This window comes from Collinsella acetigenes (genome assembly GCF_012844445.1).
Taxonomy (GTDB): Bacteria; Actinomycetota; Coriobacteriia; order Coriobacteriales; family Coriobacteriaceae; genus Collinsella; species Collinsella acetigenes.
Map to the genome: position 1 here is coordinate 64084 of NZ_JABBCP010000005.1, position 20983 is coordinate 85066.

The 20983-nt window shown below is 57.6% G+C and carries 17 protein-coding genes; 2 read left to right on the plus strand and 15 right to left on the minus strand.

The features are described from left to right. Positions 1 to 410 precede the first annotated feature (410 nt). Positions 411 to 1202, plus strand: coding sequence for a tRNA threonylcarbamoyladenosine dehydratase (locus HF320_RS06870; protein WP_169277662.1), 792 nt, complete (start codon positions 411 to 413; stop codon positions 1200 to 1202). 5 nt (positions 1203 to 1207) lie between these two features. Beyond that, positions 1208 to 1975, plus strand: a complete 768-nt coding sequence (locus tag HF320_RS06875) for a TatD family hydrolase (protein ID WP_169277663.1) — start codon at positions 1208 to 1210, stop codon at positions 1973 to 1975. A gap of 18 nt (positions 1976 to 1993) precedes the next feature. On the opposite strand, the gene HF320_RS06880 is transcribed toward HF320_RS06875, so the two are convergent. The 15 genes from HF320_RS06880 to HF320_RS06950 all read right to left on the minus strand — a co-directional run bounded on the left by HF320_RS06880 (position 1994) and on the right by HF320_RS06950 (position 20966). Continuing rightward, entirely contained in the window at positions 1994 to 2671 is a 678-nt protein-coding gene (locus HF320_RS06880; protein WP_169277664.1) for an HAD family hydrolase, read from the minus strand. 67 nt (positions 2672 to 2738) lie between these two features. Beyond that, on the minus strand, positions 2739 to 4430 hold the full coding sequence (pgi, locus tag HF320_RS06885; protein WP_169277665.1) for a glucose-6-phosphate isomerase: 1692 nt from the start codon (positions 4428 to 4430) through the stop codon (positions 2739 to 2741). 139 nt (positions 4431 to 4569) lie between these two features. Further along, positions 4570 to 5781, minus strand: a complete 1212-nt coding sequence (locus tag HF320_RS06890; protein ID WP_169277666.1) for an iron-containing alcohol dehydrogenase — start codon at positions 5779 to 5781, stop codon at positions 4570 to 4572. Between the two features lie 168 nt (positions 5782 to 5949). Continuing rightward, positions 5950 to 7782: an ABC-F family ATP-binding cassette domain-containing protein gene (locus HF320_RS06895; protein ID WP_169277667.1), complete on the minus strand. Its 1833-nt coding sequence runs from the start codon at positions 7780 to 7782 to the stop codon at positions 5950 to 5952. Positions 7783 to 7967: 185 nt separating this feature from the next. Further along, positions 7968 to 8831: a phosphate ABC transporter ATP-binding protein PstB gene (pstB, locus tag HF320_RS06900; protein WP_256376362.1), complete on the minus strand. Its 864-nt coding sequence runs from the start codon at positions 8829 to 8831 to the stop codon at positions 7968 to 7970. Then, on the minus strand, positions 8828 to 9754 hold the full coding sequence (gene pstA, locus HF320_RS06905) for a phosphate ABC transporter permease PstA (protein WP_349290716.1): 927 nt from the start codon (positions 9752 to 9754) through the stop codon (positions 8828 to 8830). The genes pstB and pstA overlap by 4 nt, the downstream gene beginning before the upstream one ends. Next, a complete protein-coding gene (pstC, locus tag HF320_RS06910) occupies positions 9747 to 10655 on the minus strand; it encodes a phosphate ABC transporter permease subunit PstC (protein WP_169277668.1) in 909 nt (302 codons plus the stop codon). Before pstC ends, pstA begins: the two co-directional genes overlap by 8 nt. Positions 10656 to 10711: 56 nt before the next feature. Then, positions 10712 to 11653, minus strand: coding sequence for a phosphate ABC transporter substrate-binding protein (locus HF320_RS06915; protein WP_169277669.1), 942 nt, complete (start codon positions 11651 to 11653; stop codon positions 10712 to 10714). A 409-nt stretch (positions 11654 to 12062) separates the two neighbouring features. After that, positions 12063 to 13478 carry a Sapep family Mn(2+)-dependent dipeptidase gene (locus HF320_RS06920; protein WP_349290717.1) on the minus strand — a complete coding sequence of 472 codons (1416 nt, stop codon included), beginning with the start codon at positions 13476 to 13478 and terminating at the stop codon, positions 12063 to 12065. Positions 13479 to 13532: 54 nt separating this feature from the next. Next, on the minus strand, positions 13533 to 14210 hold the full coding sequence (locus HF320_RS06925) for an HAD hydrolase-like protein (RefSeq protein WP_169277670.1): 678 nt from the start codon (positions 14208 to 14210) through the stop codon (positions 13533 to 13535). 162 nt (positions 14211 to 14372) lie between these two features. Further along, positions 14373 to 15554 (minus strand): 30S ribosomal protein S1, encoded by a 1182-nt coding sequence (rpsA, locus tag HF320_RS06930; RefSeq protein ID WP_169277671.1) that lies wholly within the window; start codon positions 15552 to 15554, stop codon positions 14373 to 14375. A 294-nt stretch (positions 15555 to 15848) separates the two neighbouring features. Continuing rightward, positions 15849 to 17171 carry an L-cysteine desulfidase family protein gene (locus tag HF320_RS06935; protein ID WP_169277672.1) on the minus strand — a complete coding sequence of 441 codons (1323 nt, stop codon included), beginning with the start codon at positions 17169 to 17171 and terminating at the stop codon, positions 15849 to 15851. 200 nt (positions 17172 to 17371) lie between these two features. Beyond that, on the minus strand, positions 17372 to 17776 hold the full coding sequence (ndk, locus tag HF320_RS06940) for a nucleoside-diphosphate kinase (protein ID WP_040220935.1): 405 nt from the start codon (positions 17774 to 17776) through the stop codon (positions 17372 to 17374). Positions 17777 to 18200: 424 nt separating this feature from the next. Further along, on the minus strand, positions 18201 to 19631 hold the full coding sequence (gene argH / locus HF320_RS06945; protein WP_169277673.1) for an argininosuccinate lyase: 1431 nt from the start codon (positions 19629 to 19631) through the stop codon (positions 18201 to 18203). 114 nt (positions 19632 to 19745) lie between these two features. Further along, a complete protein-coding gene (locus tag HF320_RS06950; RefSeq protein ID WP_022386451.1) occupies positions 19746 to 20966 on the minus strand; it encodes an argininosuccinate synthase in 1221 nt (406 codons plus the stop codon). Positions 20967 to 20983: the final 17 nt, after the last annotated feature.

The window sequence follows — 20983 nt, forward strand, 5'->3', positions numbered from 1 at the left end:
GCAGAGGCCACACTCCAAAATGGCAAAAAAGTTAAAAATTGCGCGATGTAATTGTTCGTCCTCAGTCGCCAGAACAGGAAAAAGAGGCCAGTGGGGCCTTCTGAACGCCGTTCAGAAGGCGCTAGCAAACGGTATAGCGCTTACCAGGCTTTATACATGTCAAACTAGAAGGCTTCAATCGCGCAAATGCTAACTTTTTTGCCAAATAGAAAGCCGGCAACTGAGCCAAACGGCCATTTGCCGCGGCGACATCATGTAACGATAGCGAACCATATGTACAAACGCCCGAAGTTAGAGCACAAAATCGACTACGAAAATAGAAACCGAACAGCCCAAAAGCGGGCAACGATTTCCTTCCCTATAATATCGGTAGCCAATTCAAAACGACTCCCCCATCCAGGAGGCTGCACATGCCAGACAGCGCCACGGTCGCAGAGACTCGCGACACCAAGCTCGAGATCATCATGGGGCGCCCCGCACTCGACAAGCTCGCTGCATCCACTGTCCTCGTGTTGGGCTGCGGCGGTGTGGGCTCTAACTGCATCGAAGCGCTCGCTCGCGGCGGCGTAGGACACTTCATCATCCTCGATAAAGACATCGTCGCCCCCAGTAACATCAATCGCCAGGCAATCGCATTCCATAGCACCATAGGGCGCCAAAAGGTCGACGTGATGGAGGCGATGATTCACGACATCAACCCTGCGGCCACAGTTATCAAACGCACCGATTACATTCTTTCCGAAAACACCGAGGAGTTTTTTAACAGTGTGCTTGAACAGGCAGGCGGCAAGATCGACTATGTGGTCGACGCCATCGACACCATCTCGGCCAAGCTCTCAATCGCACTCTACGCCCAGGAACACGATTTGCGCCTGCTAAGCTCCATGGGAGGAGGAAACAAGCTTCATCCCGAATGCCTGCACTTCTCCGATATCTTCAAGACCGTTCGCGACCCCATGAGCCGCATCATGCGTAAAGAATGCAAGAAGCGCGGAATCAAATCGCTCTGGGTGCTATCAAGCTGCGAGGAATCGGTACGCACGCGTCCACGCGACACAGCGGACATCCATGAACGCTCCGAGCTTGGCACCGCAAGCTTCATGCCTCCCATCATGGGGCAGATGATTGCCGGTGAAGTTATTCGCCGCATCTCGGGCGTCGGCTGCGAGCGAGTGCGCCCCGATGGCGCCGTCATCGGATAACGGCAATGCAACTTTTTGACATGCACTGCCATCTAGAACTGATGGCAAACGGAGAAGGCGTGGCCCAGCAGGCAAAATCCTGTGAGCTCACGCTTCTGGACACCGGAGTACTCCCGTCTGAATTTACGGCGGAACAACACCGTCATGCGTCCAACGACTCCGTACATGTCGCTTGCGGACTTCATCCCTGGTGGATCACCAATACGCTACAAGATACCGAATTCGAGCAGCTTATCAAACAGGCTCGTAACTACCCCCTGATCGGCGAGGTGGGCCTTGACTTCTCAAATGCCCACGCACAATACGCTGCACGTCAGATTCGGGTATTCGAACGTCTCGTATCAGCCTGTTCTGCCAACAAGGTCGAAGGTCGTCTTCTTTCAATCCATGCCGTACGGTCGGCGTCAAACGTACTCGACATTTTGGAAGCCAACGATACCTGTCAGAAAGCCAATGTCATCTTCCATTGGTTTTCCGGCACGAGCGAAGACCTCACACGAGCACGCAGGCTCGGGTGCTATTTCTCAATCAATGAGCACATGCTTCAAAGCCGTCGAGGGCGCGCCTATGCCACACAGATAGAAGAGGAACGCCTCCTACTTGAAACAGACTTCCCCCTCAAACCAGGTAGCATGTGCACGGCACGACAGATATGCACTTCTCTCAACACGACCCTCGAAAAGCTTGCGCAGCTACGCAAAACAGACGCCGAGGCACTGGGCGGGCCCATCGCCCAAACGAGTAAGAGGCTCCTTGCCAGCGCAACCGCCTAGCAACAAAACGGCCGCACGCTAACACGCTAGACGCTCGCCTATGTTCAATACATCGGAAATCTGATCGATAATGACATCGGCCTCGGCTTGACTAAAACCAAAACGGTCCTCGCGCTTGGCGATTACCGTCAGCCCGGCTCGACAACCCGCCTCGATACCATAGAGCGAATCTTCCACGCAGCAGCACTCCTGCGCATCCAGCCCTAAGGCCCCAAGTGCATGCAGATAAATCTCGGGATTGGGCTTACTCTCACAAAACTGTTCGCCCGAGACGATCGTCTCGAATGAACGGCGCAGGCCACACTCATCAAGCGCCTGATTGATGCTCTCCAACGGCGACGACGACGCAAGCGCGCAGCGAACTCCATGGGCCTCAAGAGCATCAAGGGCCTGCGGCACACCAGGATTTAAAAGCTCCCGATAGTCCATACTGCGCGTCGCGGCCCAATCGTAATAGACTTTTCGCACGCGCCCGGCATCAATCTGGCCATGTCCTGCGCGCTGCCACCACGCTTGAATGGTCGCGAAGAAGTTCTGCGACGAATTGCCCACCATGTGTCGGCGCTCTTCCTCCGTCACGCCCAGGTCAAACGCGTCGCTAAAGACAGCGAGCTCGTGATAGTAATACCACTCGGAGTCAAACAGCACGCCATCCATATCGAAGATAACGGCGCGAAAGGGCACGTTGAAGACCATGCCTTATCCCTTTCCATAAAAATGGGGCCCAGGAAACGCGCCCTGAGCCCCAAATCGCAACATGCGTCTAGGCGCGATGCTCGTGATAGAACGCGATAAGCGCCTGCGTGCTCGCATCCTGCTCGGCAAGAGCCTCGTCGTCATGGAAAGCGACGGTGATCTCGCGAGCGAGCTGCTTACCAAGCTCGACACCCCACTGGTCAAAGGAGTCAACGCCCCATACCGTGCCCTCGACGAACACGATGTACTCATAGAGCGCCACGAAGGCACCCAGCGAATGCGGCGTTAGGGCCGTGCCCAAAATAGACGTGGACGGTTTGTTGCCGGCAAAGCAGCGGGCGGGGACGATCGGTTCGGGCGTACCCTCGGCACGCACTTCGTCGGCCGTCTTGCCAAAAGCCAGGGCTTTGGTCTGAGCGAGGAAGTTACCCAGCAGCAGCTCGTGAGTATCCTGGTCGCCGTCCTTCAAAGGGTTCTCGGTATTCACGAAGGCGATGAAATCGGCAGGGATCATGCGCGTGCCCTGGTGAATCAGCTGATAGAAGGAGTGCTGGCCGTTCGTACCCGGCTCGCCCCAGAAAATCTCGCCGGTATCGCAAGAAACGGGGCTTCCATCCCAACGCACGCTCTTGCCGTTGGACTCCATGGTGAGCTGCTGAAGATAGGCCGGGAAACGGTGCATATACTGGTTATAGGGCAGCACGGCATGCGTCTCGGTGCGCCAGAAATTGGAGTACCAGACGTTGATCATACCCATGAGGACGGGGACGTTGTTCTCGAGCGGGGTCTCCTTAAAGTAGACGTCCACGTCATGGAATCCGCGGAGGAACTCCTCGAAGACTTCGCGTCCAAAAGCAACGATAAGCGACAAGCCCACCGCAGAGTCGACAGAGTAGCGGCCGCCGACCCAATTCCAAAAGCCAAAAGCGTTTTCGGGGTCGATGCCAAACTCTTCAACACGGTCGAGTGCGGTAGAAACGGCGACAAAGTGCTTCTTGATGGCATCGGCGCAGCTGGCATCCGAGCCGTCGATAGCGCCCTTGCGCTCAAGCCCCTCAAGCATCCAAGCCTTTGCCTCACGAGCGTTAGTAAGCGTTTCGAGGGTCGTAAAGGTCTTGGAGACAACGATCATAAGCGTAGTCTCGGGATCGAGGGGACGCAGCTTCTCGGCGATATCATTGGGGTCGATATTCGACACGTACGTGCAGTCGATACCGGCATTTGCAAAGGGCTTGAGGCCCTCGTAGACCATAACCGGGCCAAGGTCGGAGCCGCCAATACCAATGGAAACCACGTGCTCGATCTTCTTGCCCGTCACGCCGGTCCAAACGCCGCTGCGCACTTTGTCGGCAAAGGCATACATGCGATTGAGAACGTCGTGAACGTCGCCCACGACATCTTGCCCATCGACCATAAGCGAGCCGCGGTCGGACTTGGGAGCGCGCAGGGCGGAATGAAGCACCGCACGATCCTCGGTCGTGTTCACATGCTCGCCAGCAAGCATCGCATCGCGACGCTCCTCGACGTGCACGGCACGAGCCAAATCGAGCAAAAGCTTAAGCGTCTTCTCGGTGATGAGATTTTTGGAAAAATCGAAGTGCAGCTCGCCCATATCGTGCGAGAACTTGGAAACACGATCGGGATCGTCGGCAAATGCCTTCTTCAACGTGAAATTCGCAGCAATCTCTTTTTGGTGGTCGACAAGCGCCGCCCACTCCGGGGTCTGCGTTGCATCAACAGGAGCAGAAACAACAGGCATAAAATCCTCCTTTTGCGAGCCGGGCTGCGCCCTTGCCACAAAACCGACGTCGCGGCGCTCGCACGTAATAAGACGATGCCCTCATTTTAATGCAACGCACACCCAAGTGTTGCAACGCGTGCCAGAGACTTTGATAACGCTATGCTGCAACGTCTGCAGTTCGTGAACGACCGGCGAGCGCAACGAGAAGGCTATGGGCTTCCCCTCTGGTAAGATGCTCGATTACCTGCGAGTTTCCCGTCTCAAGGGCTTCTTTCACCAAACCGGTGCCTTCGACGGCATCCTCCAGGTCTTTTCCCGTTGCCCCAAGCTCCGCAAGCGAGCGAGGCAGCTGCAACGCACCAAGATAATTGCCCAGGCACTCGATAGCCGCACGCGCATCTTCAAGCTCGTTTCCGCACGAGGAAAGCCCCCACACACGCCGTCCCAACCGAGCAAGGCGTGCAGCGTCACGCTCCATAACCAAGTTCAAAACCGGCGGCAGCACAACAGAGAGGCACGATCCCAGCGGCTTTTTTAAGCGCGCAGAGAGCACGAGCGCAATCTCTCGACTCACGGGATGCGGAACGCGACCCGGCATGCACATATTGTTATGCGCCATGCAGGAAGCCCACATCAGATCGGCACGCGCCTGTACGTCGGCAGGATCCGACAAGACAAGCGGCGTCTCCTCGACGATCGCGCCCATCAGCCCTTCGATCAATCGATCGCTCACACCCGTTGCCTGGGAATCTTCAAGGTACAACCCAAATAGATAGGCTAGCGTCTCACAGATGCCGCAAGAGACCTGATACGCAGGAAGCGTTTCGGTCAGAGCAGGATTGAGCACCGAAAACGAAGGAATCAAAACGTTGGAGGTCGCCTCTGCAACTCCCCTGCCCTCTTCAAGCTGCAGCATAGCCGTAGCAGACGCCTCCGATCCCGAAGCTGCCGTCGTGAGCACGCAGCCAATGGGAAGCGCATCGTCGAGCACGGCCTCGCCGCAAAAGAAATCGAGCACATCGCCGCGATAGCGCACGCCTGCAGCAATCGCCTTGGCAACATCGATTACGCTGCCGCCACCAATCGCCAAAATAAAGTCGACCCGTTCATCGCGCGCCAAATCGATACCCTCTCGCACCAGCTCAAGCTGAGACGCCGGTTGCACCCCCGAAAGCACCGCATACTCCAAAAGCGCCCTATCGAGCGAGGTCCGAACACGGGCGAAAAGACCCGAGCGACGCGCAGACCCTTCGCCTAAAACGATAAGCGCCTTCGTGCCCGAAAAACGACTCACCAAACGGCCGACCTCAAGCTCGGCATCTTCGCCAAACTCAAAATGCGTGGGTAGGCAATAACTGAAACGATCCATGAGCATAAACCCTTCTTCGCCGCAGCCACTAACAATCATTACCTGCTGAGTATGCAGGCAAGAAGGGCTGATGCAGGGATAATCAAAGAGGGTTAACGCAGGAGCACACAAGCATTAATCGACAAGAAACGCTCTCGAAACGATGAATTTCTCCCTACCTCGGACGGGCTATTCTCCAAGCTGCTCGGAGGCTTCGAACCACGACGTCTCTAGGTCATCGAGCTCATCTTGCTTCTCGTCGATCTTTTTTTGCTGGGCCTCGAGCGCCGCGTAATCGGTGGGGTCGACATCGGCCATACCTGCCTGCAGTTTTTCGAGCTCGGCGCGGCGCGCCTCCATCTTGCGCTCAAGCGAGGATACCTCACGACGCAAGCGCTGACGCTCTGCGTTGGAAAGACCCGAGGCCGCCTGAGACGGAGAGGCGGAACACTCCTGCGTGCGCGATGCAGGGGTTTCAGACGCAGCAGCACTCGCCTCGTTTACAAGTTTGAGATACTGATCGACACCGCCGGGAACATGGCGCAGGTGCCCGTCGATTAACGCAAACTGGGAATCGGTCACGCGCTCCATCAAGAAGCGATCATGCGTCACGAGGATAAGCGTGCCGGGCCAACCGTCCAGCAGATCCTCCACGATCGCAAGCATATCGGTGTCGAGGTCGTTGCCCGGCTCGTCCAACATGAGCACGTTGGGCTCGTCAAGAATCGTGAGGAGCAGGGAGAGGCGACGACGCTGGCCACCCGAGAGGTCCTTGATACGACTCCAGAGCTGCTTGGTTGTGAACCCTAGGCGCTCGCAGAGCTTCTCGGGGCTCGTCTCCTTGCCATCAACGATATAGACGCGCTTGTACGTGGAAAGAACCTCGCGAATGGTCTCGTCCATATGAGGGTCGAGTTCCTCAAGCTGCTGGGAAAGCACACCGAAGCGCACGGTCTGACCGATTTTCACACGCCCCAAAAGCGGAGCGATCTTGCCCTGAATCACGTTGAGAAGCGTCGACTTTCCCGCACCGTTCTCGCCCAAAAGACCAAAGCGGTCGCCGGCGCCGATAAGCCAGGTCACATCATTGAGAACAGGACGCGAAGCGGCACCACCCTCCGAATCGGCCGTATCGTAGCCTGCCGTCACATCGAGCACGTCGATGACTTGCTTGCCTAGACGCGACACCGCCAGGCGTTTAAGCTCCAGCTCATCGCGCACGGGAGGAACATCGGCGATAAGTTCGCGAGCCGCATCGACGCGAAATTTTGGCTTGGTGCTGCGCGCCTGGGCCCCGCGCGATAGCCACGCGAGCTCCTTGCGGGCCATGTTGCGACGACGCTCCTCGGTCACGCGCGCCATGCGGTCGCGCTCGACGCGCTGCAGAATATAGGCGGAATAGCCGCCCTCGAAGGGATCGACGCAACCGTCATGGACCTCCCACATCGAGGTGCAGACCTCGTCCAGGAACCAACGATCGTGCGTGACCACCAAAAGAGCGCCGACACCCGCTTGCCAGCGGCTTTTAAGATGCTCGGCGAGCCAATTGATAGTTCGCATATCCAAGTGGTTTGTGGGCTCATCGAGCATCAGCACGTCATAGTCGCCAATAAGCAGGCGAGCAAGGTCCACGCGACGCCTCTGACCGCCCGAAAGCTCCCCCACGGCTCCTTCCCAAGGGACATCTGCAATCAGGCCATCCAAAATGCTGCGTACCACAGGCGATGCCGCCCACTCGTATTCGGGCAAATCGCCCACCACAGCGTGATGCACGGTATCGGTATCGCAAAGTGCATCGCGCTGGCCGAGCACGCCCACACGGAGGTCGCGACGATGCGTGACCCTGCCCTCATCGGGCTCGGTAATTCCGGCAAGCACCGAAAGGAGCGTAGACTTGCCGTCACCGTTCTTGCCAACGATGCCGATTCGGTCGCCTTCCGCCACGCCCAGCGTCACATCTTTAAGAATGACCTTGGTGGGATATTCGAGTGAAACCGCGTCACAGCCAAGAAGAGCCGCCATAGAAATACCGCCTAACGTACATGTTCAGTCAAGTACCCATGCTAGCACGCGACTCCGTCCACGCATAAGAAAAGGGCACCGCGACCGAAAGGGCGATCGCAGTGCCCCTGTGCAAAGCGCCGCACCGGTGGCGCACACGATAGAAACGCGCGCCGTCTCCGGCGGGCCAGCGGAACATATTCCGACTAGGAGAACATGCCCGTGAGGTAATCGTTAAGACGAGCGTCGTTTGGGCGCTGGAAAATCTGCTCGGTCTCGCCGTACTCGACCATATCGCCCATGTAAAAGAAGGCGGTGCGATTCGACACGCGGCTCGCCTGCTCCATGTTGTGCGTAACGATGACGATGGCACGGCCCTTCACCACATTGCGCATAAGGTCCTCGATGGCCAAGGTCGAGATGGGATCGAGCGCCGAGCACGGCTCGTCAAACAAGATCACATCGGGATGCATGGCAAGGGTGCGCGCGATGCACAGGCGCTGCTGCTGGCCACCGGATAAGGCAAAGGCGCTTTTGTCGAGCTTGTCTTTAACCTCATCCCACAAGGCCGCCCCGCGCAGACTCTCCTCGACCATCTGATCAAGGACGTCCTTGCCCCGCACGCCGTGACGACGAGGGGCAAACGTGATGTTGTCGTAGATGGACATATGAAACGGATTGGGCTGCTGGAACACCATGCCAATGGATTTGCGCAGCTCATAGAGGTTCTCGCTTGGAGTATTGATGTTGTGTCCGCGATACTCGATCTCGCCATCGACGCGACAGCCTCGAATCTCGCGATTCATAAGGTTAAGACTGCGCAGGAAGGTTGATTTGCCGCAGCCGGAAGGCCCGATGAGGGCCGTGATCTCGTCTTTATGGAACGCTAGCGAGGTGTCGTGCAATGCATGGTGATTGCCGTAATAGACGTTTACGTCCTTGGTCTCGAGCACCACCTCGTCGGAGATGGCGAAGCCCGACACGCGGTTGCGCTTCTCACTCGAGCTCACGCTCGTCATAAAATCGGCGCTTGTGGAGTCGGTCTCCACCGCAGAAGTCTCTACGCTCATTCGGCCGTCATCCTCCTTGCAAGGGCCTTGCCGACGATGCGTGCGGCAACGTTGAATAAAAGCACGCAGATCATCAATAGAGCAGCGGTGCCCCAAACGATAGTTTGAGCCTCGGGGCTTCCCTCGCCGTAAATCTTGTAGATGTGCACCGCAAGCGACTCGGCCGGCCTAAAGACATTCCAAGCGCAGGTAGGGCTTGCGAAGTTAAGCGTGAAGAAATTAAGACGCACCGGCGAGCTCATACCAGAGGTGAACAGCAAAGCAGCGGCCTCGCCAAACACGCGACCAGCCGAAAGCACCACGCCCGTAACGATGGCCGGCATAGCCACGGGAATCAAGACGTGCACCGTGGTCTCCCAACGCGTGAGGCCCATGGCAAGACATGCATCGCGCTGAGAAGCGGGAACGTCTTCTAGCGCCTGTTGGATCACGCGCACGAGGATAGGGATGTTGAACATGGTGAGTGCGACGGCGCCGGATAGAATCGAGTATTTCCAGCCAAAGTTCACGCTAAAGACCAGAAAGCCAAACATGCCCACGACGATTGACGGCAGTGACGAAAGGGTCTCGATAGCCGTCGATGCAATGCTTGTGATGGGGCCGTCGGGCGCATATTCGACCAAAAACACAGCACCGCCCAAGCTGATGGGAAGCGAGATGACAAGCGTCAGAATCAGCAGGTAAAACGAGTCAAATAGCTGATACGCCACACCGCCTTGAGTACCATTGGCACGCGAGGCCTCGGTAAGAAAACCGGGCTTGAAAAGCGTTTCGATACCCTGGCTCAAAATGAAGAGCACCATCGACACGACGATGACCATCACAAGGCCCACGATGAGCGTGAGCACGCCGGTCGCGACCTTGTCGTTACGCTGTGAGCGCTCAAGATAGGCGTCTTGTGCCTGAGTTGCCGACTTAGCCACGAGCCTTCGCCCCCTTACGACCGATGAGATGGATAATCAAGATGAAGACGAGCGACATGCCCATGAGCAACAGACCGAGCGCCCACAGGATATCGTCCTGTGCGGAACCTTCTGCATAGACCGCCATGCTGGTGGTGAGCGTGGTGGTGATGGTAGACGCGGCATCGAGCAGACCGGCGGGCATCTTCTCGATACCACCGATCACCATGCGTACGGCAAGCGTCTCGCCAAAGGCGCGCGTCATGCCCAAGATTACAGCGGTCATAAGCGAGGGAAGAGCGCTTTTGAGCACAACGCGCCAAATAGTCTGCCAACGCGTGTAACCAAGTGCCAAAGATCCCTGGCGATAGCCGTCCGGCACGGCACGCAACGCATCAATGGAGAGCGTGGTCACCGTCGGCAGAATCATAACTGCCAAAACGATAGAACCGGGAAGGATACCCAAACCGGTCGAGACCCCAAAGATCGCTTTGCATGCCCCCACGACAACATGAAAGCCAATAAGACCGAACACGACCGACGGGATACCCGTCAAAAGCTCAATCAAAGGTTGAAAAACCTTTGAGCCAAAACGCGGACGAATCTCGACAGCAAAAATCGCCGAGCCCAGCGAGATGGGCAGCGCGATGATCGTGGAGAGGATCGTCACAGAAAACGACGTGACGATCAGGGGAAGAGCTCCGGTATAGGGCATACCGTTTTGATCCGTGTTCGAGAGATCCCATTTGGTTCCCCCAAAGAACCCGGCAATGTTGACGCCATCCTTGAAAAAGGCGGAAAGACCCTTCTGGGCGACCATGATGATCAGGGCCAACACAACAAGTGTCACGAGCACGACGCACGCGCCCGTGACACCCAAACCCACTTTTTCAAGGTTGCGTTTTGGCATCTGCTTTGCCATTACGCACCTTTCGTTGTAGCAACAGTCAGCAGGGAATAGATCGGAAGGCAGCGCCGTTATTTCTCGGTCACCTTGCCGGAAGCGTCCTTGACAACCTTCATCTCGGAAACGGGAATGAAGCCCTGCTGCTCAACGAGCTCCTTCTGGACATCATCGGAAAGCATGAAGTCCAGGAAGGCAGTGGTAGCCTCATCGGCGTCCTTGGCGCAGTACATATGCTCGGTTGCCCAGATGGGGAACTTGTTATCGTAGACGTTCTCGCTCTTGGGCTCGACGCCCTCGACCTTGACAGCGTTGAACTTGGAGTCGTCGTAGTGAGAGAAGTCGAGGTAGGAAATGGCATTATCGGTGCTGGAAAGCTGAGTCTGGACATCACCGGACTTGTCGAGCTCGGCATCGCCCTTGAACTCGTTGGCCTCAGAACGAAAGACAGCAGCCTCAAAGGTGGCACGAGTACCAGAACCGGCCTTACGGTTGAGCACGACGATAGTAGCGTCGTCACCACCGACCTCTTTCCAGTTGGTAATGGTGCCGGAGAAGATGCCCTTCAGCTGCTCGAGGGAAAGGTCGTCAACCTTCACGTTCTTAGAAACCACAGGGCCCATGCCCACAACGGCGACCTCGTGATCGACAAGGTTCTTGACATCGTCCTTCTCGAGCTTGGTCTCGGCGAAGACATCGGAGTTACCAATAGTCACGGTGCCGGCGGCAACAGCGGTCAGGCCCTTGCCCGAGCCGTTACCAGAACCGGAGATGATGACATCGGGGTACTTGTCCATGAACTTCTCGGCAGCGGCCTCAACGAGCGCCTGGAACGAAGAAGCGCCGTCGTACGTCACCTCACCCGCGATATCCTTGGCAGCAGCAGAGCCAGCAGCGGAGCCCTTGGCAGCGGAAGCGGCAGAGTTGCCGCAACCAGCAAGGCCAAGACCGGCCATGGCGGCAATACCGCCAGCAAGACCCAGAAACTGACGACGAGAGCAAGAATAGTCGAACATGGTTCTCCTTTCGCGAACATACCCGTTCGCACATCAACGCAGATGGCGTTTAGATCATCGTCGTGCCCTTTACTCGACGAGTAGATCTGGTTGCACCGCGCGGCTCCCCGCATGGGAACAGATGCCGAGGCCCTTGCGAGAAACCGTCCGGTGCAACCCCACCTGCTAAATCCTTGATGAGAACTTTAGGCGCACGCCAACGCGTTTTTTTGCTCAACGCCACCTCATTACGCGCACGTGACTAAACATTACGCAGCTCTCGTACGTCATTTACGCGCTCTTTACAAAAGGATCGTTTGGTTAATTTCGTGCGAAGAACACCCTGATCTTCCCCGCCGGAAATTCAGGGCAAAAAAATGCCCCGGCAGCAAAGCCACCGGGGCACCAGAAAGGAAAATCCGCGTTCTGTTTACAGATCGAGCTCCATCAGACGGAAAATCGCCAGGATGTAGATCTTAAGCGCCTGCTTGAGCTGCGCCTCGCTTGCGCCCTCATTGGGCCCATGCATGAGACCGGCCCACTCGGGCAAGACCAGGCCATGGGTCTCGGCGCCAAAGGAAACGGCGCTTTTGAACTTACGCGCATAGGTGCCGCCACCCATGGAAAACGGAGTGGCGTTTTCACCCGTCACATCGTTATACGTATCGATAAGCGTCTTGACCGCCGGGCTATCCGCGGGGATATAGAAAGCCTCGACCGCATGGTCGACATTCAGCGTCGCGCCAAAGCGCTCTGCCACCGCGCGGCAGGTATCCTCAAGCTCGGTCAGGTTCACGCAGTTGGGCAGGCGAACGTCGATGGTCTGCAGGATGCGACCCTCCTTGACCTCGATGGTGCCGCCGTTGAGCGTAAGAGGTCCAAAAGCATCGTTCGAGGCGGCAATACCCAAAGCGGAGCCCGTGGTATCGGCATGAATGATCGAGAGCAGCTCGAGCGCCTGCGCCTCGTCACCCTTGCAGATGCCCGTTTCCTTGAGATAGCCAAGTACGAGCGCGATGGCATTGAGCGTACCCTCGGGCATGGAGGCATGCCCACCGATGCCCTGAGCCGTAATGCGGGCGCGACCGTCGCCCACGGGCTCAATCGTCAGACGATCGGCATTGGCCACGGGGGCAGGAAGCTCAGAGGCATCGACGGCAACCTCGCAGATGGACTGAGACGGCACGGCGTTGGTGGCCTCGGCACCGCTCCAGGACAAAATCTTGCCATCGGCAATCACACCGCTGGTAAAGGTAGCGCCAAACTGGCCCTTCTCCGCATTGCAAACCGGGAACTCCGCATCCGGGGTAAACAGGAACGCCGGGTCCTCATGAGTCGACAGGTAATGAGGCACATCCTTCATGCCCGTCTCCTCATCGCAGCCCAAAAGCGCACGGAACGTGTACCTGGGAGTCACGCCCTCGCGAAGAAGAAATGCGCCAGCGTACAGGCCAAGAACGGCAGGGCCTTTGTCGTCGATAACGCCGCGGCCCAAAAGCCAACCGTCGCGGCGCACCATGGTAAACGGATCGGTGTTCCAGCCGGGGCCGGCAGGGACCACATCGACGTGCGCGATCGTGGCGATCTGGCGCTCCGACTCGCCGGGAATATCCGCCATGCCCATATAGCCCTCGTCATCGGAGGTCTGATAACCAAGCTTCGCGGCGATGCCCAGTGCACAGTCGAGAGCGGCGCGCGAGTCCTTACCAAACGGAGCGCCCGGCTCGTTTGCACCTTCAATCGCCACAGAAGGCACTGCCACCAGGGCGGCAATATCGTCGAGGACGTTGCCCCATACCTCGTCGACGTACTCGTCAACGCGCTTCTCGAGTTCTTTATCCATCATGCAGCTCCAATCCAAGCCGTGTACAACCATACGTATCAAAATAGGCGAACCACTTTAAAGCTCAACACCCAAAGCCCAAGCGAGCTGCGCAACATCATGCGCCACGAAATCTGCTCCGGCTCGCTCATGCTCTCCCTCGTCGGCAGCGCCGGTATAGATACCAATGCAGGGAATCCCCTGCTCATGCGCACCATGAACATCATGGAATCGGTCGCCCACCATCACAGAATCATCGATAGCGGCACCAAGCTGTGCCATAGCATCACGAATGGATTCCGCCTTGGTATCACGACCCGGCTCCAGCCTACCCACAATGGCATCAAAGGGAGGAAGGTCAAGGAAATCGATCATTTGGTGCGCCGTTGTCTCGAGACGCGACGTCGCGACGGCAACCTGTCTCCCCTGCCCCCGGAGGGCAACAATCAGCTCGCGCATGCCGGGAAAGACCGGGTAATAATCGGGCGACATATCCTTATCGAAAATCCGACGGTACACCGCGGTGATACGCATGCCTTCTTCAAGAGGCTGATGACAAAGATCGGCAAAGCCATTGAAGAGCGGTGGACCGATCAGGGAATGCAAATCGCCCTCGGCCTCTCGAGAATAGCCGCACTCGACTAGGGCCTCGCGCGCACAACGCATAATATACGTGCCGGTATCGGCAATTGTGCCGTCAAAATCCAGCAGGACCGCCGTACGGTCGGCAAAAGGAGCCGCCGTGTATTGACCCATCACCGAAACCACCAATCGATCGAATCCAAACGGTGCCCATCATAGCATGCGCCGTAAACCGTGCACAGGCGTACATCGGCACGCGGACGGTATGGGCGATAACAAAACGACCCCCGGCAGAAATACACCGGGGGTCGTTATCACGTTCTATGAAAAGAAGCGCTACTCCGCGTCAGCTTCAGCCTCGGCCTCAGCCTCGTCATCCTTCTTCTCGTTGGGAAGCGGGGTGACGTCGATCTCGAAGCCCAGGGTCTCAGCAGCAGACTTCATGGAGAGGGAGATACGACGACGGTCGAGGTCGATCTCCATAACCTTGACCTGCACCTTGTCGCCCACATGGGTGACCTGAGAAGGCTGGTCGACATGCTTGTTGGCCATCTCGGAGATGTGCACCAGGCCCTCGATGCCCTCGCCGAGGTCGACGAAAGCGCCGAACGGCACGAGCTTGGTGACGGAGCCCTCGACGATAGCGCCCACGGGGTACTTCTTGACGAGTGCACGCCAAGGATCCTCGGTGGTCTGCTTGAGACCGAGGGAGATGCGCTCGCGGTTCAGGTCGACGTCGAGCACCTCGACCTCAACCTCCTGGCCGACCTTGACGACCTCGGAGGGATGGTTAACGTGGTTCCAAGAGAGCTCGGAGATGTGAATCAGGCCGTCGATGCCGCCGAGGTCCACAAATGCACCGAAGTCCACGATGGAGGAAACAGTGCCCTTGAGACGCATGCCGCTCTTGAGCTTGGAGAGGATCTCGGAACGCTCGGCCTTGCGGGACTCCTCGAGCACCACGCGGCGGGAGAGAACGACGTTGTTGCGGTTGCGATCCATCTCGATAACACGAGCCTCGATGGAGGTGTGCAGGTAAGAGGTAAGATCCTTCACGCGGCGCAGATCCACGAGGGAAGCGGGCAGGAAGCCACGCAGGCCGATGTCGAGGATAAGACCGCCCTTGACGACCTCGATGACCTCGCCCTCGACGTTCTCGCCGGAGTTGAACTTCTCCTCGATGCGGTTCCAAGCGCGCTCGTACTCAGCACGACGCTTGGAGAGGACCATGCGGCCCTCCTTGTCCTCTTTCTGGACAACCTGGGCCTCAACGGTATCGCCAAGAGCGACGATATCTGCAGGGTTGATATCCTTGCGGATGGAAAGCTCGCGAACGGGAATAACGCCCTCGGACTTGGAGTGAAGGTCTACCAGGACCTCATCGCGACCGATGGAAGCGACCGTACCGGTGACAAGGTCGCCCTCGTCAAAGGTGGGAAGGTCGTTCAGGCTCTTCTCCATCTCGTCGTCCGCACCCTCATCCAGCGAAAAAACGGACGTGTTCTGAATCTCACTCAAAGGTGGACCCCTTTCGAACTTACGGGGCCCCGATTGCAAGCCTGCAGATGTGCGGTAGGAACGGACAAAGAAGCCATCCGGCGCGCGCACCGTTTGGATATATCTCGGGGGCCAACAGATACTGACGTGACGCTTATGCAATCACGATGGTATAGGTTACGGTGAATCGGCTTCGATTTCAAGCGCGAACTGCCATTTTTTGGGCGTGTGGAGACTTTTCCGCAATACCTCTAATATGGGCGGTAGCAAGTTGTCGATGAGCGGTCAGCGGTCTATTTTCTCCACCCAGCGTCCCTAGCACTCGACTTGAGTCTTGCCGATCATGATGTTGAGGATCTCCACGTCGGCGTCCTTCATGCCCACACGGCCCACGTAGCCCATACTGGCGATCGTCTGCTCAACCGTATCCTGAATCAGGCCCTCTCCCGCACGGAACCCACGACCCTGCATGGCCATATCGTGGCCGAGGATCGCCGCATCCACTGCAGCCGAAATCTTGGCAGCGCAGCTCGCCTTGGCGCCGTCGCACACGATGCCGCCAACATTGCCCAGCGTATTGGAAACGGTGGCACCGATCTGCTCGCGCGTACCGCCGCACAGCCAGGTGATGGCAGCGCCCGCACCGCAGGCGGCACAGATGGCACCGCAAAAAGCGGAAAGCGCGCCAATATAACTTTTAACGTGCACGGCAATGAGGTCGGACAGCATGACGGCACGCACCAGACGTTCATGGTCGCAGCGCAAGAACTCGGCATATTCCATAACGGGGAGCGCGCAGGTGATGCCCTGATTGCCCGATCTGCATACGATAACCACCGGCAGCGCGCAGCCATTCATGCGAGCGTCTGAGCCGGCAGCAGCACGTGCGCGGGCACGGCAGGCGACATCGGCCGCACGAGCTCCCAATAGGGTGCGACCGACCTCGGCTCCCCAGGAGTGAGCCAGGCCCTCGGCACTGATGGCACCATTGAGTTCGATCTGGCGCTCAACCGCTTCGCGTGCAGCGTCGATATCGCCGTTCTCAATGAAGTCGATGATGGACTCGACGGTCATGGGCGCCTCGGCGCTATCGGCGGCGCGCTTCGCCACCACGCGCTCGGCGCAAGCCGCGCACTCCCCCGCCGACTTGCCGCACACTGGGATGCCGTCCAACGTATGGCATGTCACATTGGTGTGATGGTCGATAATCTCGACGACGGCAACATGGCTCCCGTACGTTGCAGTCACCTTGATATACAAATTGGGAACGCCCTCGACCAGCGAAACATTGCAGTACGAGGGGTCGACCAGCAGTTCATTCGCACGGGCACGTGCAGCGTCATCCACGCTTTCCAGCACCTCGAGGGCGCTCTTTGCGTCACCACCCACAGCGCCCAAGACGGCTGCCGCCTCGATACCGCGCATCCCGCCTGAGTTGGGTACCGTCACGCTCTTCACGTTTTTAATGATATTGCCAGAGCAAGCAACGTCCATGTGCTCGGGCTCGCCACATAAGGTCTGGCTCGCCAGCGCTGCGGCGTATGCGACGGCAATCGGCTCGGTACAGCCAAGCGCGCAGACAAGTTCACGATTAAGGGTCTCGCAATATGCGGCATCACGGATAGGATCGGTGGGCATGGCAATCTCCTTAATTCGCACCCCGCAACAAGGTGGCGAATAAACGAATATCTCTTTTAACCATTAGCATTTGATAGCAACAAGGACAAAATCGCAAGTCGCCTTCCGACAGGCGGCAAAGCACCGCCATGAAAAACGCCGTGGATGCAATTCCACGGCGCCCATGCCACACGCTAACAGCTCTGAGGAGCCAAAGCTGATTAGCCAAAGAAACGCTTGATCTCGATCTCGCCGTTCTCAACACAGTCGGAACCATGGATCACGTTAGCGTCGACGTCGACGGCAAAGTCGCCGCGGATGGTGCCAGGAGCAGCGTCGAGTGGATTAGTAGCGCCCATAAGGGTGCGCATCTTAGCCACAGCAGAAGGGCCAGAAACAATCATCTTAACAACAGGACCGCTGGTCATAAAGTCGCAAAGGCCACCAAAGAACGGCTTGTCTGCCAAATGGGCGTAGTGCTCCTCGACCGTCGGACGGTCAAGGGTGGTCATCTCCATGCGTTCGATGACAAGACCACTGCGCTCGATACGCGTGACGATCTCGCCAATCTTGCGATCGCGCACGGCATCGGGCTTGATCATGATAAACGTCTTCTCGATAGCCATAGTTGTAGCCTTTCAAGTAGGTTCGTACGTGCCCACGTCCGTTGGGGCACCCGCTCGGGATTGCATCGCTGCAGAGTTCCATTCGAAACAGCAAGTAGCAACTTACTGGGATCTCCGTATATGTAACCCCCTGCCTTCGAAGCGCGATTAGCCTACCATCAGCACAACGTTCGCAAGCAATGAAGCGAGTGAAGAGTCGTTTAACGCCCGCGAGTGGGCTATTTCACGCCGTTGCGCACCACTCCCACAAGAGTTCTCCGCAACTTAGAGCCATGAGCTCAACTTGACGAAGCGCAGCCGGAAACGAATCCACCGAGACATCAGGGCAACTCGTCCGTATATCAAAAGAGAAAGAGGCGCCTGCGCGATTGCGCAAACGCCTCATGAGAACCTACAAACGCTTTGGTTATTAAAGCGAACGCTCCTAGTTTGCCCCATGCCCCATCTCGACTACAGGAGTCAGCTCGGAAAGCCTGGCGCTATCGAGAGAAAGCTGCTCTTGGGCGGAAGAGAGCTGCTCGGCCACGGCCGCGGGTGCCGTACCGCCTTCGGTGGTACGCGCCGCCACGATCGATGGAATGTCAAGCGCCTCGGTAATATCGCGCTCGAACAGAGGGCTTGCCTCCTGGAATACCTCGAAGGGAAGGTCCTCAAGGTTGCAGCCGCGCTTCTCGCACGTGAGCACAAGATGGCCCACGACGGCATGCGCCTCGCGAAACGGCAGACCTCGCTTGGCCAGGTAATCGGCGACATCGGTTGCGGCAAGGTGGCCCACGCTGCACTCGCGGCGCATAGCGTCCTCGTTGACCGTCCAGGTTTCGATCATGCCGGCCATGACTGAAAGGCATTGCATGAGCGTATGCGCCGTATCGAGGGCGCCCTCCTTGTCCTCCTGCAAGTCCTTGTTGTAGGCAAGGGGAAGGCCCTTCATGGTCACGAGCAGCTGCGCAAGGTTGCCATACACGCGGCCGCTCTTGCCACGGATAAGCTCGGCAAAATCGGGGTTCTTTTTCTGCGGCATAATGGACGAGCCCGTGGAATAGCTATCAGAAAGCGTGATGAAACCAAATTCGGACGTAGACCACAAGACGATCTCTTCGGACAAGCGTGAGAGGTGCATGGCCATCACAGAGCCCGCGTAATGAAGATCGAGCAGGAAGTCGCGATCGGAGACGGCATCGAGCGAATTGGGAATCACGCGTGAAAAGCCAAGCTCGGCAGCGGTCATCTGACGGTCAAGCGGATAGGTGGTACCAGCAAGAGCGGCAGCCCCCAAAGGCGAGGCATCGGCAGCATCGAACGCGGCAACGAGACGCTGGAAGTCACGGGTAAACATCCAGGCGTAGGCAAGCAGGTGATGGGAGAAAAGCACGGGCTGCGCATGCTGCAGGTGCGTGTAGCCAGGCAGAATCACATCGGAGTACTTTTGCGCCGCGGCAATTAGGACCTGACGGAGATGAAGATTTGCCTCCATAAGCTCCTTGGCCAAAGCCTTGCACCCAAGGCGTGTATCGGTTGCAACCTGGTCATTGCGCGAACGGCCAGTATGCAGACGCTTTCCCGCCTCGCCGATACGACGCGTAAGCTCGGACTCAATGGACATGTGAATGTCCTCGTCGTTGATATCGAACGTGAATTTACCAGCATCGATATCGGCGCCGATCCCATCGAGTCCAGAGCAAATCGACTCAGCATCGGCTTGGCTAATGATGCCCTGAGCTGCAAGCATTTTGGCATGAGCCTTGGAACCCGCGATATCTTGACGGTACAGATGCTTGTCGACGGGCAACGACGCGCCAAACTCCTGCGTGACCTGCGCTACGCCTGCCTCAAAACGGCCTCCCCACAACGCCATGGGAAACCTCCTCAAATCGATTTCAAACAGCTTTAGTGTATAGAAAAAAGCGACGTCGCAGCTCATTGGCTGCGGCGCCGCGAATAAAGTGCATTGCTGCCGGCACCCGAGCTTTTATGCGATACCGGAACCGGGGCCCTGGACCTTGGACCAAGTCTTGAGCGACAGCGTATCGAGATAGATGAAACCAGCGGCGCTCTTCTCGTCAAACGTGGTGTCGCGGTCGTAGGTTGCCAGACCGTAATCATAGAGCGAGTACGGAGACTTGCGGCCCACGATGGTGAGATTGCCCTTGAAGAACTTGAGTCGCACGGTGCCGGTCACAAACTTCTGGGTCTCGTCCATAAAGGCATCGAGCGCGGCCTTGAGGGGGCTAAACCACTTGCCGTTGTAGACAGTCGTAGCCCACTGCTGCTCAAGCGCAAACTTAGCACGCAGCACGTCACCCTCGACGGTCAGGTCCTCAAGCGCCTTGTGAGCCTGCAGGAGTGTGAGTGCAGCCGGGACCTCATAGCACTCGCGAGACTTCAGGCCCACGAGACGATCCTCGACGAGATCGAGACGGCCAAAGCCGTTGTCGCCAGCAATCTTGTTGAGCTTGATGATGAGCTCAGAAAGCTTCATCTGCTCACCATCGATGGATACGGGCTTGCCGGCCTCGAAGCCGATCTCCACATAGGTGGGAGTATCGGGAGTGTTCTCGGGGCTCTTGGTCATCGTCCAAGCGTCGTCGAGCGGCTCGTTCCAGGGGTCCTCCATGTGACCGCACTCGATGGCACGGCCCCACAGGTTATCGTCGATGGAATAGGGGTTGTCGTTAGCACCCTCGGGAACAGGGATACCATGCTCGTGAGCATAGGCAACCTCGTCCGGACGGCACTTGAGGTCCCACTCGCGCACAGGAGCGATGACCTTGAGGTCGGGATCGAGAGCCAGTACGCCTGCCTCGAAACGAACCTGGTCGTTACCCTTGCCCGTGCAGCCATGAGCAACGTACGTGGCACCATACTCGTGGGCAACCTCAACGAGCTTGGCGGCGAGCAGCGGGCGCGAAAGGGCGCTCAGCAGCGGATATTTGTTTTCATACATGGAGTTAGCAGCGATGGCATGAGTGAGATACTCATCGGAGAACTCATCGCGAAGGTCGAGCACCTTGCAGTCGAGAACGCCAAGGCTCAGAGCCTTTTGACGCTTCTTCTCAAGATCGGTCTCCTCCTGGCCGACGTTTCCGCACACGCAGATAACGTCGAGGTTCTTCTCGGTCTGCAGCCATTTGACGCAGACGGAGGTGTCGAGACCGCCGGAATAAGCCAGTACTACCTTTTCCTTGCTCATGTTTGCTTCCTTTCACC

Coding starts and splice junctions, on each gene's coding strand:
- HF320_RS06870 (WP_169277662.1), top strand. CDS start 411: ATGCCAGACAGCGCCACGGTCGCAGAGACTCGCGACACCAAGCTCGAG.
- HF320_RS06875 (WP_169277663.1), top strand. CDS start 1,208: ATGCAACTTTTTGACATGCACTGCCATCTAGAACTGATGGCAAACGGA.
- HF320_RS06880 (WP_169277664.1), bottom strand. CDS start 2,671: ATGGTCTTCAACGTGCCCTTTCGCGCCGTTATCTTCGATATGGATGGC.
- pgi (WP_169277665.1), bottom strand. CDS start 4,430: ATGCCTGTTGTTTCTGCTCCTGTTGATGCAACGCAGACCCCGGAGTGG.
- HF320_RS06890 (WP_169277666.1), bottom strand. CDS start 5,781: ATGGATCGTTTCAGTTATTGCCTACCCACGCATTTTGAGTTTGGCGAA.
- HF320_RS06895 (WP_169277667.1), bottom strand. CDS start 7,782: ATGGCGGCTCTTCTTGGCTGTGACGCGGTTTCACTCGAATATCCCACC.
- pstB (WP_256376362.1), bottom strand. CDS start 8,831: ATGAGCGTAGAGACTTCTGCGGTGGAGACCGACTCCACAAGCGCCGAT.
- pstC (WP_169277668.1), bottom strand. CDS start 10,655: ATGGCAAAGCAGATGCCAAAACGCAACCTTGAAAAAGTGGGTTTGGGT.
- HF320_RS06915 (WP_169277669.1), bottom strand. CDS start 11,653: ATGTTCGACTATTCTTGCTCTCGTCGTCAGTTTCTGGGTCTTGCTGGC.
- HF320_RS06920 (WP_349290717.1), bottom strand. CDS start 13,478: ATGATGGATAAAGAACTCGAGAAGCGCGTTGACGAGTACGTCGACGAG.
- HF320_RS06925 (WP_169277670.1), bottom strand. CDS start 14,210: ATGGGTCAATACACGGCGGCTCCTTTTGCCGACCGTACGGCGGTCCTG.
- HF320_RS06935 (WP_169277672.1), bottom strand. CDS start 17,171: ATGCCCACCGATCCTATCCGTGATGCCGCATATTGCGAGACCCTTAAT.
- ndk (WP_040220935.1), bottom strand. CDS start 17,776: ATGGCTATCGAGAAGACGTTTATCATGATCAAGCCCGATGCCGTGCGC.
- argH (WP_169277673.1), bottom strand. CDS start 19,631: ATGGCGTTGTGGGGAGGCCGTTTTGAGGCAGGCGTAGCGCAGGTCACG.
- HF320_RS06950 (WP_022386451.1), bottom strand. CDS start 20,966: ATGAGCAAGGAAAAGGTAGTACTGGCTTATTCCGGCGGTCTCGACACC.